At 66.8% G+C, this 16,512-nt stretch carries 14 protein-coding genes and 1 CRISPR repeat array (1 of these 15 cut by a window edge); of the genes, 9 read left to right on the top strand and 5 right to left on the bottom strand.

The window, feature by feature from the left end; translation table 11 throughout:
* Positions 1–448 precede the first annotated feature (448 nt).
* Positions 449–1,798, bottom strand: a complete 1,350-nt coding sequence (locus J2753_RS01245; protein WP_209489670.1) for an alkaline phosphatase family protein — start codon at positions 1,796–1,798, stop codon at positions 449–451.
* A gap of 176 nt (positions 1,799–1,974) precedes the next feature.
* Here J2753_RS01245 and J2753_RS01240 point away from each other — a divergent pair, with 176 nt between their 5' ends.
* From J2753_RS01240 to J2753_RS01225, 4 genes are all read left to right on the top strand, one after another.
* Entirely contained in the window at positions 1,975–3,384 is a 1,410-nt protein-coding gene (locus J2753_RS01240; RefSeq protein ID WP_209489668.1) for an FAD-dependent oxidoreductase, read from the top strand.
* An 81-nt stretch (positions 3,385–3,465) separates the two neighbouring features.
* Positions 3,466–3,639, top strand: coding sequence for an HVO_0416 family zinc finger protein (locus J2753_RS01235; protein WP_209489666.1), 174 nt, complete (start codon positions 3,466–3,468; stop codon positions 3,637–3,639).
* Between the two features lie 91 nt (positions 3,640–3,730).
* Positions 3,731–5,602: a UvrD-helicase domain-containing protein gene (locus tag J2753_RS01230; protein WP_209489664.1), complete on the top strand. Its 1,872-nt coding sequence runs from the start codon at positions 3,731–3,733 to the stop codon at positions 5,600–5,602.
* Positions 5,599–6,831 carry a M24 family metallopeptidase gene (locus J2753_RS01225; protein WP_209489662.1) on the top strand — a complete coding sequence of 411 codons (1,233 nt, stop codon included), beginning with the start codon at positions 5,599–5,601 and terminating at the stop codon, positions 6,829–6,831. Before J2753_RS01230 ends, J2753_RS01225 begins: the two co-directional genes overlap by 4 nt.
* Positions 6,832–7,093: 262 nt before the next feature.
* Here J2753_RS01225 and J2753_RS01220 read toward each other — a convergent pair whose 3' ends face one another.
* On the bottom strand, positions 7,094–7,339 hold the full coding sequence (locus J2753_RS01220) for a DUF7533 family protein (protein ID WP_209489660.1): 246 nt from the start codon (positions 7,337–7,339) through the stop codon (positions 7,094–7,096).
* Positions 7,340–7,433: 94 nt separating this feature from the next.
* Here J2753_RS01220 and J2753_RS01215 point away from each other — a divergent pair, with 94 nt between their 5' ends.
* Complete coding sequence (locus J2753_RS01215; protein ID WP_209489658.1) at positions 7,434–8,030, top strand: riboflavin synthase; 597 nt, start codon at positions 7,434–7,436, stop codon at positions 8,028–8,030.
* 28 nt (positions 8,031–8,058) lie between these two features.
* Here J2753_RS01215 and J2753_RS01210 read toward each other — a convergent pair whose 3' ends face one another.
* Complete coding sequence (locus J2753_RS01210) at positions 8,059–8,343, bottom strand: ArsR family transcriptional regulator (RefSeq protein ID WP_209489656.1); 285 nt, start codon at positions 8,341–8,343, stop codon at positions 8,059–8,061.
* A 112-nt stretch (positions 8,344–8,455) separates the two neighbouring features.
* Here J2753_RS01210 and J2753_RS01205 point away from each other — a divergent pair, with 112 nt between their 5' ends.
* From J2753_RS01205 to J2753_RS01195, 3 genes are all read left to right on the top strand, one after another.
* A complete protein-coding gene (locus J2753_RS01205; protein WP_209489654.1) occupies positions 8,456–8,761 on the top strand; it encodes an EMC6-like membrane protein in 306 nt (101 codons plus the stop codon).
* Complete coding sequence (locus J2753_RS01200) at positions 8,761–10,575, top strand: ribosome biogenesis/translation initiation ATPase RLI (protein ID WP_209489652.1); 1,815 nt, start codon at positions 8,761–8,763, stop codon at positions 10,573–10,575. Before J2753_RS01205 ends, J2753_RS01200 begins: the two co-directional genes overlap by 1 nt.
* A gap of 672 nt (positions 10,576–11,247) precedes the next feature.
* Positions 11,248–12,120, top strand: a complete 873-nt coding sequence (locus J2753_RS01195; RefSeq protein ID WP_209489650.1) for an ATP-grasp domain-containing protein — start codon at positions 11,248–11,250, stop codon at positions 12,118–12,120.
* A 12-nt stretch (positions 12,121–12,132) separates the two neighbouring features.
* Here J2753_RS01195 and J2753_RS01190 read toward each other — a convergent pair whose 3' ends face one another.
* The gene (locus tag J2753_RS01190; protein ID WP_209489648.1) at positions 12,133–12,477 is read right to left on the bottom strand and encodes an Hsp20/alpha crystallin family protein; all 345 of its coding nucleotides are present in this window, start codon (positions 12,475–12,477) and stop codon (positions 12,133–12,135) included.
* A 121-nt stretch (positions 12,478–12,598) separates the two neighbouring features.
* Here J2753_RS01190 and J2753_RS01185 point away from each other — a divergent pair, with 121 nt between their 5' ends.
* On the top strand, positions 12,599–13,837 hold the full coding sequence (locus J2753_RS01185) for a phosphoglycerate kinase (RefSeq protein ID WP_209489646.1): 1,239 nt from the start codon (positions 12,599–12,601) through the stop codon (positions 13,835–13,837).
* 12 nt (positions 13,838–13,849) lie between these two features.
* Here the strand turns inward: J2753_RS01185 and J2753_RS01180 are convergent, their stop codons facing one another.
* On the bottom strand, positions 13,850–14,878 hold the full coding sequence (locus J2753_RS01180) for a type II glyceraldehyde-3-phosphate dehydrogenase (RefSeq protein ID WP_209489644.1): 1,029 nt from the start codon (positions 14,876–14,878) through the stop codon (positions 13,850–13,852).
* 170 nt (positions 14,879–15,048) lie between these two features.
* A CRISPR array of direct repeats spans positions 15,049–16,512; the repeat unit is 30 nt; unit sequence GATTCAGACGTACCCTTGTGGGGTTGAAGC; it runs 1,776 nt beyond the window's last position.

Below are 16,512 nucleotides of genomic sequence, written 5' to 3'. Positions count from 1 at the left end.
CGAGAGAGCACAGCTCTCTCGTCATGTCGCCGAGAATCGGAGATTCTCGGCTGCTAGCCAGAAGGCGCTGCCTTCTGGCGATGCCGAGAGGCGCGGAGCGCCTCTCGTATCACTCCCTCGTGGTCCCAGCTCGCTTCGTCGCCGGCGGCGTCGCCGCCGGCTGTCACCGAAAGCCGCTGGCTTTCGGTTGCCCGAGGGGCTTCGCTCCTCCCTGCCAGCGGAGCCTTCGGTCCCGCCCCGCTCGCGGGACCCTCGCGCTCGGGTCGTCGACGAGAGCTTCGCTCTCGTCTGCCAATCAGAAATCTTCGATTTCTGATGACGCGCACGGAGGCGCCACCGCCGGCGCGGTTGTGGTCAGCAAGTGGCCAACGAACGAGATGCTGTTGCTGCCGTCAACGCCAAAACACTCCCACAACTCGAAAGCCCAGCCCAAAACCACCCAGAAAACTCAGTTCCGAACCAGACTCGCGCCGTCGAACTCCGTGCGGGAGAAGTCAAGCTCCATCAGGTCCAGAATCGTCGGCGCGATGTCGAGCAGGTCGCTGTCCTCGATATCGGCATCGGGGGTGTCGATGAACAGCGAGGCGTTGTCGAAGCTGTGCATCCCGTTGCGTGGGCCGTCGGCGAACACGTCGGCGCCGCCGGTGAAGCCCGCCTTCAGGTCGAAGCCGTGGTTCGGGATGGCCACCAGATCCGGCGCGATGTCGTCGTGGTCGCCGCGGAACGCCTCCTCCTTGACGACGACGCGCTCACAGACTTTCCGGCCGTCAGGGCCTTCGAGCGCTTCGAGTTCCTCCTTCAGTTCCGCGCGGACGTCCTCGTACTCGTCCTGCGGCACCGCACCGCGGGGTTCGCGGTCCTCGAGGTTGATGTAGAACCGACCGGGGATCAGCGAGTATGCACGCGTGTCGTCGCTGATGTCGCCGAGTTCCTCGTGGCCCTCGTCCTCGTAGGAGAGCCAGCCCTCCTGTTCGAGCCACTCGTTGAGGTGGACCTCGTAGTCGAGGCTGGTGAACCCGTGGTCGGAGGCGACGAGCAGCGTCACGTCGTCCGCGAGGTTCTCGCGGATCTTCCCGATGTACTCGTCGAGCTGTCGGTAGAAGTCCATGAACGCTTCCTTGTTCGGGCCGTCGCGCTCGTAGTCCTTGAACAGGAAGTGGTTCACTCGGTCGGTCGTCATGAACACGCCGAAAAAGAGGTCCCAGTCGTCCTGATCGAGGTAGTGGGTGAACGCCTCGTATCGCTTGTCGAGCGTCGCGTGGGCGTCGGCCATGAACGGCGACTTGTCCTCCTCGTGGCCCTGCTTCACGTCGGCGTCGATCTTGTAGTCGATGGACTCCAGATACTCGCGGAGTTCGTCGGGGTAGGCGGCCTTCTCGACGCTGGGTGAGAGGAAGCCAGACACCATGCGCTGGACGTTACGCTGGGGCGGGAACGTCACGGGGACGTTCATCACCGTGGCGTCGCGGCCGTCGTTGGCGACGCGATCCCAGAGGCGCGTGGCCTGCACGTCGCGGCCCATCGGGACGTACGTATCGTACGTGCCGATCTCGCGGTCCTGAAAGCCGTACACCCCGGTCTCGCCGGGGTTGACGCCCGTCGTCAGGGAGGGCCAACAGGCGCTGGACTCCGGCGGCACGATGCTGTCGATCGGGCCGGCGCTCCCGTCCTCGGCGAGGGCGGCGAAGTTGGGGAACTCGTCCGGATGCTCGTCGAGCAGACTGAACGGCACGCCGTCGATACCGAGAAAGACGACTCGAGGCGCGCTCTCGCCCCGGAGTCGGTCGAACAGTCCCATACCCGTCTCGTACCGCCGAACGCCTTAAGAAGCTTCCTTCTACGGAGTGTCGACCGGAGCGTTCCGCGTGACGACACGGTGGTTCACAACCCCGCGGCGACGGCGCGCCGCCCCGATTCGTCGCGGGACCCGATTTCCGCACGATCCTTTATTCGCGTCCCGGCCCACGTGAGCCCATGAGCACCTTCGTGGTCGTCGGCGGCGACGCTGCCGCGATGTCCGCCGCGAGCAAGGCGAAACGCGACGACCCGGATCTCGACGTGGTCGTCTTCGAGCGAGGTGAGTGGGTCTCCTACGGCGCCTGCGGGCTCCCTTACTACATCAAGGGGGAGATCCAGTCGCTGCAGGATCTCGTCTCGGTCACGCCCGAACAGTTCCGCGAGGAGCGCGACATCGACCTCCATACGGGCCACAACGTCGTCGACATCGACCCGGACGAACAGACGGTGACCGCCGAGAGCGACGAAGGGACCGTGGTGCAGGCGTACGACTCCCTCCTCGTCGCCACCGGCGCAGCGCCGGTGATGCCGCCCATCGACGGCCTCGACCGCGAGGGCGTCTACACGCTGGGCTCCATGTCAGACGGGAAGGAGCTCCGGGAGTACGTCGCCCGGGCCCGCTCGGAGGGCGACCTCCAGCAGTCAGACAGCGGCCCGGCCTGCCAGTTCCTCGACAGCTGCAACGGCCCCGTCGGCATCGTCGGTGGCGGCTACATCGGCATCGAGATGGCCGAGGCGCTGGCGGCCAACGACTTCGAGGTCCACCTGCTCCAGCGCGGCGACCGGATCCTGAAGGCGTTCAGCGAGGCGACCAGCGAGACGGTCGCCGAACACCTCGCCGAGCAGGACGTCGCGGTGTATCTCGATGCGGAGGTCGAGGAACTCGCCGGCGATGACGTCGTCGACGCAGTCGTCACCGACGACCAACGCGTCCCCGTCGAGATGGTGCTGGTCGGTACCGGCGTCCGCCCGCGAACCGAACTGGCCGAGGGCGCGGGCATCGAACTCGGGCCTACCGGCGCCATCGCGACAGACGCCTACCGGGAGACGAACGTGCCGGACGTGTACGCGGCCGGCGACTGCGCGGAAGCCGAGCACGTCGTGACCGGCGAACCGGCGTACGTCCCGTTGGCGCTGACTGCCAACCGCCACGGCCGCGCCGTCGGCGCCACCGTCGCCGGCACGCCGACCGAGGGCGGGGGCGTCGCGGGGACGAGCGCGGTCAAGGCGTTCGAGGTCGAGGCCGCACGGACGGGGATGCTCGACCACGAGGAGGCCCGCGAGGCCGGGTTCGATCCGATCACCGAAACCATCGAGGCGAGATCACGCGCGGGCTACTACCCCGAGGGTGGGACGGTGGAGGTGACGCTCACGGCGGATCAGGAATCCGGCCGCGTGCTCGGGGGCAGTCTGCTCTCCGAGTACGGCGAGGGGGCTGTCCACCGCAGTCACGCGCTCGTGGGGGCGGTGACGGAGGGGATCACGCTGCGGGAGCTATCGAACTACGACCTCGCGTACGCGCCGCCGTTCAACACGACGTGGGACCCCGTTCTCACGGCCGCGAAGGTGTTGGAGGGAAAGCGGTAGGTGGGGAAGATTCAGGAGTCGCCATAGGGTGTGGCATGGAGGCACAAGACTTACTTACTCGTGTGCCATACTGTGTCATGCATGGCGACGTCAGAGCAGCACTCCGCCGACGAACTGTTCGACGAGTTCCTCGAAGACAACGGACACGAGACACGGGAATGGGAGGAATCCTATAACAAGAAACAGTGTCCGGACTGCGGCGGTCTTCACGAGTCGACCGCTGCGGAGTGTACCGTCTGCGGTTGGCGGCCGTAGCGCTCGCGCGTCGTCCCCCTACCCGTCATCCTTTCTGGTAGCCGTTCGCTGAACCCACTCCCTTATTGTGGACCGGGCCCTGTGCCCTGTAATGACCGACACGGACGCTCACGTGACGCGCCTGTTCGGTGGGCCGGGGAGCGGGAAGACGACCGCGCTTCTCGACCGGGTAGAGGAGCTACTGGCGGACTCGGACGTGACCGTCCGGGACGTGCTGGTAGTCTCCTACACCCGAGCGGCCGCCGCCGAGATCCGCGAGCGCCTCGCCGAGCGACTCGACACGAACCCCCGTGCGCTACAGGGCAACGTCTGTACGATGCACGCGAAAGCGTACGAACTGTTGGATCTCTCGCGGAGCGATGTCGTCGGCGAGAGCAACAAGGAGGAGTTCTGCGAGGACTTCGGCGTCGAGTACGAGGACGAGAAATCCGGCGCCGGCCGGCGAACCGCTCGGTCGACGACGCTCGGGAACAAGGTGATCGCCACCTCCCAGTGGCTCCAGCGAACCGACCGCGACGTCGCCGACTGGTACGACGTGCCGTTCAAGTGGGACGTCGAGGAGGTCCGCCTCCCGCCGGAGATCGACCCCAACGCACAGGAGGGGAACAAGTACACGCCGACGTGGCCGTCCGACGACGAGCGCCTCGACGTGCCCGAGGCCATCCGTGGCTGGCGCAACTACAAGGGCGAGCACGGTATCATCGGCTTCGCCGACATGCTCGAACGCGTCGCCCAGCGCTCCCTCCTGCCGAACGTCGACTACCTCATCATCGACGAGTTTCAGGACATCACGACCCTACAGTCCCGCGTCTACGAGGAGTGGAAACCCCACCTGGAGAAGGCGCTCATCGCTGGCGACGACGACCAGGTCGTCTACGCGTGGCAGGGCGCCGACCCGGACCTGCTGCTCGACGAGGACGTCGACGACGACGTGGTGCTCCCGAACTCCTACCGGCTCCCTTCGCGGGTGCTCAACGTCGTCAACAAGGAGATCCGCCACATCGACAAACGCCAGGAGAAGGACCTGCGGCCGCGCACGGAGGGCGGCCGCGTCGAGGCCGCCGAGTCGCCGTCGATGCTCGAACTCGTCCGGAACGTCCGCCACACTATCGAGCGTGAGGACGCCGGCGAGGACGGCGACGGCAGCATCATGCTGCTGTTCCGTGCGCGCTACCAGATGTTCGACTTCGTCGACGAGTTCATCGACGAGGGGATGCCGTTCTCCTCGCTCACGGACCAGCGGCTCTGGACCGACCGACTCACTGACTACGTGCGGGCCATCGAGTCCATCGATCAGGGCGAGCGCCTGACCGCGCTCCAGGCCCGCCGACTCGCGGACATCCTGCAGGAATCGGCGTTCGGCGGCAGCGAGCGTGACGACCTCTACGACCTCATCGACGACGTCGAGGAGCAGTCCTCGAGCGAGGACCTCGCGGAGATCCCCATCGCGCCCGACGCCGTCGAGGACCGAGTGCCGTTCATGCCCGACCCCCGCAGCGCCGCGGACATGGCCCGGAAGATCACCTCGTTCCAGCGCAAGTCGATGAAGGCGTACTTCGAGGGCGACTACGAGGAAATGGACCCCGACCGCATCCGTGTCGGCACCATCCACTCCTCGAAGGGTCGTGAGGCCGACCACGTGTTCCTCGCGACCGACCTGACCGAGAAGGTGGTCGAGCAGATGGCCGCGCAGGCCGACCAGCAGGGACTGGAGACGCCCGGCGACGAGGAGTTCACCAAGAGTACCGATCCGGTGCCGATCCTCACCGACAACGAGCGCCGCGTGTTCTACGTCGGGATGTCCCGTGCCCGGGAGCGCCTGGTGCTCATGGAGAACCTCGTCACGGGGGCGCCGACGCTCCCGATCAGCGTGGTACTGTTTAACGAACTCCGTGAGGACCCCCCGGCCGACCTGATCGCCGAGGTCCAGGAGTCCCTGGAGACCCCCGAACCGGAGGCATGAGTCAGGATCTCGCCCCCGGCGCGCCGGCCGTGTCGCCGGACCACCCCTCCCCGCCGGCGACGGATCTCTCGCCCATCGCCGACGCCGTCGAGAGCGCAGGCGCGGCCGGCTTCGTCGCGGTCGGCGACCGGTTCGACGACAATCTACGCTACCTCTCGCGGTTCGGCGGCCCGGACCGCGCCTACGCCGTCGTCGTCACGCCCGACCGCGCCGCCCTCACCGCGCCCGGCCTGTTCGACGAGCAGGCACAGCGGGAGTTCGTCGACGCCGCGCCCGACGACGGCGTCGCTCGCGAAGTCCGAACCGAGAATCAGGGCGACCCCGCGGGCGTCCGCGCGGCGGCCGTGCTCGACGACCTCGCCGAGAACAAAGGCGACGACGACTCGAGGACCGTGCTCACGCCCGCGAACATCCCGCACGACGCGGCGCTCTACCTCGAAGACGCCGGCTACGAGCTATCGTCGACGACGGCCGTCGCCGACGCCCGCCTGACCAAAACCGAGGCCGAACTCGCCTGCCTCCGCCGCGTGCAGGCGGTCACCTGCCGCGGAATGGCCCGCGCGGAGGCCGTTCTCGCGGCCGCGGAACCGGACGGCGACGGCCTCCTGTTCGAGGGCGACCCGCTCACGACCGAGCGCCTCCGCCGCGAGGTCGACGCCGAGATGGCCCGCCACGGGATCCGGAGCGCGGGCAACACCGTCATCGGCGCCGGGCCCAGTGCGGCCGATCTCCACTTCACCGGCATCGACCACATCGCGCCCGGCGAGACGGTACTGCTCGACATCTCGCCGCGCGGCCCGCACGGCTACTACGGCGACCTCACCCGGACGTTCGTCGTCGGCAGCGACGGCGGCTGGGAGCGCCGCGCGTTCGTCGCCGTCGAAGCCGCCCACGAGGAAGCCCTCGAGACGGTCGAGGCGGGCGTCACCGCCGGCACGGTCCACGAAGAGGCCGCCGCGGAACTCACGGCTCACGGCTTCCGGATCGACTCGTCTGAGGTCGGCTTCACCCACGGCGTCGGCCATGGCGTCGGCGTCAGCCTCCACGAAGGGCCGTCGCTGCGGGCGGACGCGCCGCTCGAAGCAGGCACCGTCGTCACCATCGAACCCGGCGTCTACGACCCCGACACCGGCGGCGTCCGGATCGAGGACCTCGTCGCCGTCACCGAGGACGGCGACGAACGGCTGGCGACCTACCCAGTGCGGTTCACACCGGTCGCGTCGGAGTAAGGACCGCCCCCGACTTTTTGAACGAAAACGCGACCAGCCAGCCCGTGGTCTGAATCCGGCCGCGAGGTACGCGAGACTGGGAAACGCGACCGGTGCGGGACCGAAGGTCCCGCGACGGAGGGAGCGGCAAACAGTCTCGAAAAGGCGAACGGGGAGAGCTATCGACCCGTGAGCCGGGTCGAGGCGGGAGTACGGCGCACCCCTCGTGGCACGCGGCGCGCCGTCTGTTCGCTCCGGCCTCGTGAGCGCCGGCGCCGTCGACCTACTTCTCCTCGTCCTCCGGGTCGGCGACGACGCCGCCCACCGCGCGCTCGGCGACCTTTCCGGGCAGGTCGCCGGGCGTGGTGAGGTACTTCGGGAGCAGTACCATCAGCACCGCGACCGCGAGAAAGGCGCCGCCGATGAGGGTCTCACCGCCGAGTAGTCGCTCAGCGGCGTAGATCCCCAGTGGGATGGCGAACACGAGGCTGGCCGCGAGGCCGACCGTCTCGAGGAGACCCAGTCGCATCGGGAGTCGGTAGGCGGTCGGCGCCCTAAACCCTCCCGGCATCACGGATCCGAGAGTGGAAACGCTCTTGAGACGCGGCCGCCGATCCCCGAGCGTGTTCACCGGCATCGTCGAGCGGACTGGGGAGATCACGGACGTACGCGAAAACGAGGACGGCCGGCGACTCACCGTCGCGGCGTCGGGATTGGATGACCTCCACCACGGCCAGTCGATCAGCGTCAGCGGCGTCTGCCTGACCGTCGAGGAGTACGACGCGGAGGCGGGCTGGTTCGAGGTGTTCCTCGCGGCCGAGACCGTCGAGAAGACGTATCTGGGCGACCTCGCGGTCGGCGACGCCGTCAACGTCGAGCGCGCGCTGCCGGCTGACGGTCGCTTCGACGGCCACGTCGTGCAGGGCCACGTCGACACGACGGCGACCGTCGAGTCCATCGAGCAGGTCGGCGAGGACTGGCGCTACGCGTTCTCGCTACCCGCCGAGATGAGCCAGTACGTGGTGGAGAAGGGCTCCATCGCCATCGACGGTATCAGTCTCACCGTCGCCGCGCGCGACGAGGGGAGCTTCGAGGTCGCGATCATCCCGGCTACTCGGGAGATCACGACGCTGTCGGAGAAAGAAGCGGGCGATCCCGTCCATCTGGAGGTGGACGTGATGGCGAAGTACGTCGAACGGATGACGGACGGCTACCGCTGAATCGGCGACCGGCGAGTCGAGTCGTCGATCAGTCGGCCTGGCCGGAGCAGGCTTCCGCACCGCCGTCGGCCTGTCCCGGTTCGGGCGGGTTCAGCTGGTAGAGGTTCTGCCGGGCGTCGGCGAAGTAGACGTCCTCGTCGACGATCCCGATCCCCTCCAGGCGTTCGAGTGCATAGCGGACGGTACGCGCCGAGAGCATGGACTCCTCGACGATCCCCTTCTGGGTGAGGGGCCCGTCGTACTCGAGTACTTTGAACACGAGCTTGGCGCTTGGCGGGAGGTCGTCGAGTGCCTCCCCATCAGTATCGGTCATCGTTACGAATCGAAACCTCCACGCGTATAAATCTTCGTGGACTGGTGACGCGGACCAGCGACCGGCGCCCCCAAGCGAACTCCTTTTGGTGGCGCATCACCGAGTCTTCGGCATGGCTACGGAGAGTTCTCGCGGGCTTTCGGACCACCTCCGCGGGGTGACTGTCACGACCCTCGCCTGTCTGGCGGGCGTCGCCGCCGCCGTCACGAGCACGACGGTGATCGGTAGCGACCCGTCCACGACGGTACAGTTGGGGGCCGTCGCGGCGTTCGTGATCGCCCAGTACCCGATCCTCTACGCAATCGGCGTGGACGTCTCCGAGTTCGGGGTGAAGGACAACCTCTACGTTGCGTTCATGACGTTCGCGCTCTGGTTCCTGAGCTCCACGATTGTGCTCTCGACCGGAGTGACCTTCTGATGTCCAGCGACAGTATCGCGGTCGTGGATCTGGATCGCTGCCAGCCCGACCGGTGTAACTACGAGTGTCAGAACTTCTGCCCGCCCAACCGGACGGGCAAGGAGTGCATCACGCTTCGGGGCGACGACGCTCAGGAGGGCGACCCCGACCAGATCCACATCTCCGAGGAGATCTGTCTCGGCGAGTCCTGCGGGATCTGTGTCGAGAAGTGCCCGTTCGACGCCATCGAGATCATCAACCTCCCCTCGGAACTCGAGCAGGAGCCGGTCCACCGCTACGGTGACAACGCGTTCGCCCTCTACGGGCTCCCCACCCCCGAGCCGGGCAGCGTGACCGGCATCCTCGGCCCGAACGGGATCGGGAAGTCCACCGCCGTCCACGCGCTGGCCGGCGAGATGACGCCGAACCTCGGCGAGTACGAGGACGAACCCGACTGGGACGCGGTGCTCGACCGCTACCGCGGCACCCAGCTACAGAACTACCTCGAACAGCTGATCGACGGCGACATCGAGGTCGCGCGCAAGCCCCAGTACGTCGACCAGATCCCCAAGCAGTTCGACGGGAAGGTTCGGGAACTGCTCGAACGGACCGACGAGCGCGGCGAACTCGACTACCTCGTCGACGAGCTTTCGATCCGGCCGGTGCTGGATCAGGACATCGACTCCATCTCGGGCGGTGAGCTCCAGCGCGTCGCGCTCGCGGCCACGCTCGCCCGCGACGTCGACTTCTACTTCCTCGACGAGATCACGCCGTATCTCGACATCAGCCAGCGGATGACCGCCGCGCGGCTGATCGAGGAGATCTCCGAGGCGGGCGACCGCTCGATGCTCGTCGTCGAACACGACCTCGCGATCCTCGACCTGCTGGCGGACACGCTCCACATCACCTACGGGGAGCCGGGGGCCTACGGTGTCGTCACCGACCCCAAATCCGTCCGGAACGGCGTCAACGAGTATCTCTCGGGCTATCTCGACAACGAGAACATGCGGATCCGGCCCGAGGCGATCACGTTCGAGGAGCACGCGCCCCGCAGCGCCACGAAAGGCCAGCCGCTGGTCGAGTACCCGGACATGCACAAGTCCTACGGCGAGGGCGAGTTCTCCCTCGACGTCGAGGGTGGCACCATCTACGAGTCGGAAGTGCTGGGCGTCGTCGGCCCGAACGGGATCGGGAAGTCGACGCTGGCGAAGATGTTCACCGGCGCGCTCGAACCCGACGAGGGGGAGATCGACACGGAACTGGATATCGCCTACAAGCCCCAGTACATCGAGATCGACCAGCCGATGCGCGTCGACGCGTTCCTCTCGTCGATCACCGACGAGTTCGGCTCGTCGTACTGGAACACCGAGATCGCCCAGCCGCTCCAGCTTGAGTCCATCATGGAGCAGAACCTCGACGACCTTTCGGGTGGGGAGCGCCAGCGCGTCGCTATCGCGGCCTGCCTCTCGGAGGACGCGGACCTCTACCTGCTCGACGAACCCTCCGCCCACCTCGACGTGGAGCAGCGCGTGCAGGCCACCTCGGCGATCCGGCGCTACACCGAGAACCACGACGCGACGGCGATGGTCATCGACCACGACATCTACATGATCGACCTGCTGTCGGACCGCCTGATGGTGTTCGACGGCGAACCCGCGGACCACGGGACGGCCCGACCGCCCCAGGGGATGCGCGATGGGATGAACGACTTCCTCGCTGATCTGGGGATCACGTTCCGCCGCGACGAGCGGACGGGGCGCCCGCGGATCAACAAGCCCGGGAGCCAGAAGGACCGCGAGCAGAAGCGCAGCGGCGAGTACTACTACTCGGACTGACTCGGATTCGGGTTTTTCGGTGATTGGCTGAAGCAGTGTGCCGTTGACGCTTTTTTTTTAACAGCGGGTTGGCCTAACAACTCCAGAAAGCCCCTGCCACTCTCGACGGCTGCGACTCGCTGTGCTCCTCGTCAGTCACTACGTTCCTTCCTGCGGTGCTTGCGTCGTCTCGCTCGCCGAGAGTGGCAGCCCCTTTCAGTCCCACCCACGGCACAGCGCCGGGCACGAGGCCCGGCGAAGTATCCGGCTCCCCACTCCTCCCCCTCGCCGTCGGCGCTCGCTCGTTGGACTCGCTCGCGCGTCGACGGCGACGCTACCACCGCAATCGGGCGCGAAGCACTCGCGCCTCCGTGCGCGAGGCGAGCGCGAGGGATGAGCGAACGAAGTGAGCGAATCGGCTGGGGAGGGCGTGAGCTATGCGGTTGGGTGTTCCCGTGAGCGAAGCGAACGGGAGCCAGCGAGACGCGAAGCGTCTCGCGTGGGGCTGAAAGGGGCTCTTGGCTCCGGGAAGGCGGACGACGTAAGCACCGCAGCGGAGTGAGGAGCGCAGCGAGTCCCCCGAGCGGAGTCAAGAGGGGCTTTCTCGCTGTTACTGGTCCGCCGGTCCGAACCAGCCCCACGGAAACCAACTACCAAACTATACCCCATCGGAACCCCCAGATCGGTTCATAGATGCTTCGCCTCGCCGTCGCGACCCAGCAAGAGACCTACGAGCGCATCCGCGACCCCCTTGCCGACCGCGGGATCGAGGTCGTCCCCCTCCAGGCCAGCGAGCGCACGCTCTCGCTCTCGGACCCGGACCTCCCGAGCGTCGACATCGGTCTCGTCTTCCCCTCCCGACTGATGGAGGGCGGTGCCGTCTCGGCCGCGCTCGGCGTCCCGTGGGTCAACGACCGCGAGGCCATCCTCTCCTCTCGCAACAAGGCGGGGGTGCTCGCCGCGCTCTCGGAAGCCGACATCCCCGTCCCCGACACGGCGCTCGTCTCGAACCCCGTTGACGACGACGCCGTCGCCGCGGCCGCCGCCAACCTCCAGCAGGGCGCCGACTCCATCGTCATCAAGCCGAACTCCACCACCCGCGGCGTCGGCGTCGCCCGCGTCGGCGACCCGGACTCGCTACTGGGCGTGACGGACTACCTCGATCTGGTCCACGACTTCCGGGCGACGGGTGATCGCTCGTACCTCCTGCAGGAGTACCTCCCGGACGCCCGGGACTACCGAGCGATGATCGTCGACGGCGAGTACGCCGGCGCTGTCGAGCGCCGGCTACCCGAGGAGGAGACCGAGGCAGGCAAGTGGAAACACAACGTCCACCGCGGCGCCGTCGCCGAGGGGATCTCGCTCCCGCCGGAGGCGCGGGACCTCGCCGAGCGCGCTGCCGAGGTGCTCGGAATCGACTATCTCGGCGTGGATCTGCTGGAAACCGGGGATCGGCTGGTGGTCAACGAGACCAACGCCCGGCCCACCGTCGACGACGTGACGAAGTACGAACCGGACTTTTACGACCGGCTGGCGGCCCTGATCGAGAAGACGGCAGACCGGTAGCGGACCGCGGATTCAGGAAAGGTCGATGTCGGCGGCGTCGTCGAGCTTTTCGAAGCGGACTTCGAGCACGCCGTTGTTGAACGTCGCCTGCGCGGAGTGTTCGTCGACGCGGGTCGGGAGGCGGACGCGCTCGCGGTGCTCGCCGGCCTCGATAGTGAGCGTCTCGCCGTCACACTGGAGCGACACCTCCTCCTTGGTGGCGCCGGGGAGGTCCGCGACCAGCCGGAGCTCGTCGCCCTCGTCGAAGGCATCGACGTGGCTGTCGGTGCCGCCCTGTTCGGGGGCGTCACCGCCCATCATCCGCTCGATCTCGTCGAAGATGTCGCCGAACGGGTCTTCGCGGTCGTCCCTACGCATGGGTGTCGGTACACTAGCGCCGGCAAAAAGCCTTCTGACGGTGGCGACCGCGTGCCGGTGAATCCCCGGACGGCCGCCGAACCGGGCGGTTTGAAGTACGACAGGCACCAAGGCCGCGACGATGGCTTCTTTCGCGACGCTCGATACGTTCGCCGAGCGCTTCTCGGAATCTCGGGTGCTCGTCCGTCTCGACCTCAACTCACCGATCGAGGACGGCACGGTACAGGACAACCGCCGGTTCGAGCGCCACGCCCGCACCGTCTCGGAACTCGCCGACGCCGGCCACCGGGTCGTCTGTCTGGCCCATCAGGGCCGCCCGGGCCGCGACGACTTCGCGCACCTCGACCAGCACGCCGAGGTCCTCGCAGCGCATCTCGACGGTAGCGTACAGTTCGTCGATGACGTCTGCGGCGACGAGGCGCTCGCGGCTATCGAGGCCGCCGCCCCCGGCGACGTGCTGCTGCTCGACAACGTCCGGATGCACGACGACGAACTCGCAGACCGCGACCCGGCCGACCACGCCGACTCCGAACTGGTCCAGCGACTCGCCGGCGTCGCCGACGCCTACGTCAACGACGCCTATTCGGCGGCCCACCGCGGCCACGCCTCGCTGGTCGGCTTCCCGCACGTCCTGCCGGCCTACGCCGGCCGCGTGATGGAGACGGAGTACGAGGCCAACTCCGCCATCGCGTCCCGTGAGTTCGACGGCACGGTCACGATGGCCGTCGGCGGCACCAAGGCCACCGACGTGATTCAGGTGATGGACGCCATCGGCGACAAGGTCGACGCGTTCTGTCTGGGCGGTATCGCCGGCGAACTGTTCCTCCGCGCCGCGGGCCACCCCGTCGGCGGGGATGTCGGTGACTCGAACCGCTTCGACGAGCAGTGGGAGCGCAACGAGGAGACGATCCGTGCGGTGCTCGACGAGCGCGGCGACCAGATCCACCTCCCGCTGGATCTGGCCTACGAGGGCGCCTACGGCGAGCGCTCGGAGGTTGACCTCTGGGAGGTCGAGGAGAAGGTCACGTCGTTCCTCGACGTGGGGGGCGACACCGTCGACGCCTACCGCGACATCGTCGCCGACAGCGAAGCGGTGTTCGTGAAGGGCGCACTGGGCGTGTTCGAGGACGAGCGGTTCGCCGACGGCACGGTGGGCGTGCTGGAGGCCATCGCCGACACCGACTGCTTCTCGGTCATCGGCGGCGGCGACACCTCTCGTGCCATCGAGATGTACGGCCTCGACGAATCGGCGTTCTCGCACGTCTCCATCGCCGGCGGCGCGTACATCCGCGCGCTCACGGGCGAGCCACTGATCGCGGTCGAGACGCTGCGGGACTGTCGGCCGAAAACGGAAGCGTAGCGGGTCGGGTTCTCAGTCGAGTCGCCGGCCGAGCCCCATCCCGAGGGTCTCGTCGGTGGTCGCGATACTCTCTGCTTTCTCTGCGGCGTCGGTGATCGCCCGGATGGCGTCGACGTTCTCGGCGACCACGTCGGACTCCTGGTGGATCGCCTGGAACAGGTAGAGGTCGTCGCCGCGCACGGCGATGGACTCGTCCCAGATGCAGTTCTCCCAGATGTCGCCACGGGAGCGCCCGGAGTCGAGCGCGAACTGTTTCAGTTTCCCGGCACCGTCGATGCCCGCGGCGGCGGGCACGAGGAACAGGCGGGACTCCTCGGCCAGTAGCGCCCGGACGTCGTCGGCGTCGACGTCGCTCTCGAGGGTGACGTTGACCGAGTGCATGTGCATCAGCGTCGCCGGCACCTTCAGCCCCAGCGTGTCGATGTCGATATCGGGGAAGATGGTCTTCACGTCCGGGCCGTGGTGGCTCGGCAGCGAGATGGGGTCGGGCAGGATGTCGTCGATGGGGCCGCGGTCGGTCTGGCCGGGGTCGCCGCCGCGGCGGACGAGGGTGACGCGGGCCTTGTCGACGCCGAACTCCTCGCGCAGCGGCGCGAGCAGGCGCGAGAGCCCGGTCGTGTTACAGGAGACGACACGGACGTGGTCGGCACCGACCGCGTCCTCGTAGTTCGCGCGGGCGTTGAACGACGTGTCGGCCACCTCGGCGTCCTCGCCGCCCTGGTAGATGGCGGGCGTGTCGTGGGCCTCGTAGGTCGCCTTGTTCTGGGCGCCGATGCCGCTGGGGGTGGCGTCGACGATCACGTCCGCGGTGCTCACGAGGTCGTCGAGGTCGCCCGCCACGGGGATGCCCGCGGAGTCGAACAGCTCTCGGCGCTCCTCGACGGCGGCGTAGAGGTCGTACCCCTTCGAGACGGCGGTTTCGGCCTCGAAGTTGGGCGAGGTCTTGGCGACACCCACGACCTCCATGTCGCGCTGTGCGACGACCGCGTCGGCGACGCGCTTGCCGATTGTGCCATAGCCAACTACACCGACTTGGATCATGGGCGTAGGTGGGGCGGAAGCGGATAAGTAGCCGGCGGTTCCGGGCAGCCATCAACCTGACTCGGCCCGCCGAGTTCGACCCCCAGGGGGTTCAGGGGGTATTGGCGGTCGACGGAAATAGTGAAGTGAATACGGGGCAGTCAGGCTGTATGGTGGGTCAATTCACCATGGATTCAGACGTACCCTTGTGGGGTTGAAGCGTCTGGCAACCTCGTTGGGGCGTTCTATCTCGACGGATTCAGACGTACCCTTGTGGGGTTGAAGCGCTTCGAGCATCGACGCACTCCGTATCGACAGAGTCGATTCAGACGTACCCTTGTGGGGTTGAAGCCCGCAGTCTGGGCAAGTGTATGCGTCGCCACCTGGATTCAGACGTACCCTTGTGGGGTTGAAGCAAAGCCAGGCTGCATCTGGTGCGTTTTCCAGTCTCTGATTCAGACGTACCCTTGTGGGGTTGAAGCGTCCATCTGCCGCAGTTCGGTGATGGTGCGCTCCTCGATTCAGACGTACCCTTGTGGGGTTGAAGCCCCTTGATCGTGGTCGGGGCGTTCTCGCTGGCTTCGATTCAGACGTACCCTTGTGGGGTTGAAGCCCGCTACCGTCAGTCGACCACGAGGAAATGTATCCGGATTCAGACGTACCCTTGTGGGGTTGAAGCGTGCATACGCGGGGCGTCGGGAGCGCAGCGGTTAGGCGATTCAGACGTACCCTTGTGGGGTTGAAGCTTCTCGTCCCTACGAGAACCATGTCGACCAAATCGCCGATTCAGACGTACCCTTGTGGGGTTGAAGCGACCGGATCGTCGAGTCGCTCGCCTCGCCCTCCGTCGATTCAGACGTACCCTTGTGGGGTTGAAGCGAGCGTCGCCTCCCTGGAAGTCAGCAGCGGCGTGGAGATTCAGACGTACCCTTGTGGGGTTGAAGCCCTCGTCTATGTCCACGCCGGTCAGGGCGGTGACTCGATTCAGACGTACCCTTGTGGGGTTGAAGCGATCGGCGTCCGGTAGCGGTAGTCCGCAGCGTTCGAGATTCAGACGTACCCTTGTGGGGTTGAAGCCGCCGGGGAGTCGCCCGTCTCGGGGTGTTCCTCGGTGATTCAGACGTACCCTTGTGGGGTTGAAGCTCGCCCACGACGAGGAGGCCGACACCTACACGGTGATTCAGACGTACCCTTGTGGGGTTGAAGCTCCTCGAGCTCGCTCTCGAGGGAGTCGATCGTCTCGGATTCAGACGTACCCTTGTGGGGTTGAAGCAACGGCGTCCAGCTGACGACCGACATCATCGCGCAGATTCAGACGTACCCTTGTGGGGTTGAAGCAGGTAGTGCCTCGATCCGAACGCATCGATCCTGATCCGATTCAGACGTACCCTTGTGGGGTTGAAGCGGCTGACGAATCGCATCACGAGACTGCTCTCCCGGAGATTCAGACGTACCCTTGTGGGGTTGAAGCGGATAGAGGGGTGGGGTGACAGCCCCATTCGCGCCGATTCAGACGTACCCTTGTGGGGTTGAAGCACTTGCTTGCGCGTGTTGGCCCAGTAGAGCGACTGGATTCAGACGTACCCTTGTGGGGTTGAAGCTCATGCAGGTCAGCGCCGCCGTAGCGGGCCCTGCGATTCAGACGTACCCTTGTG

The sequence above is a fragment of the Halolamina salifodinae genome (genome assembly GCF_017874235.1).
In the GTDB taxonomy this organism is placed as follows: Archaea; Halobacteriota; Halobacteria; order Halobacteriales; family Haloferacaceae; genus Halolamina; species Halolamina salifodinae.
The sequence above is the reverse complement of the archived record's forward strand: the minus strand, read 5'-3'. Positions and strand labels throughout refer to the sequence as shown.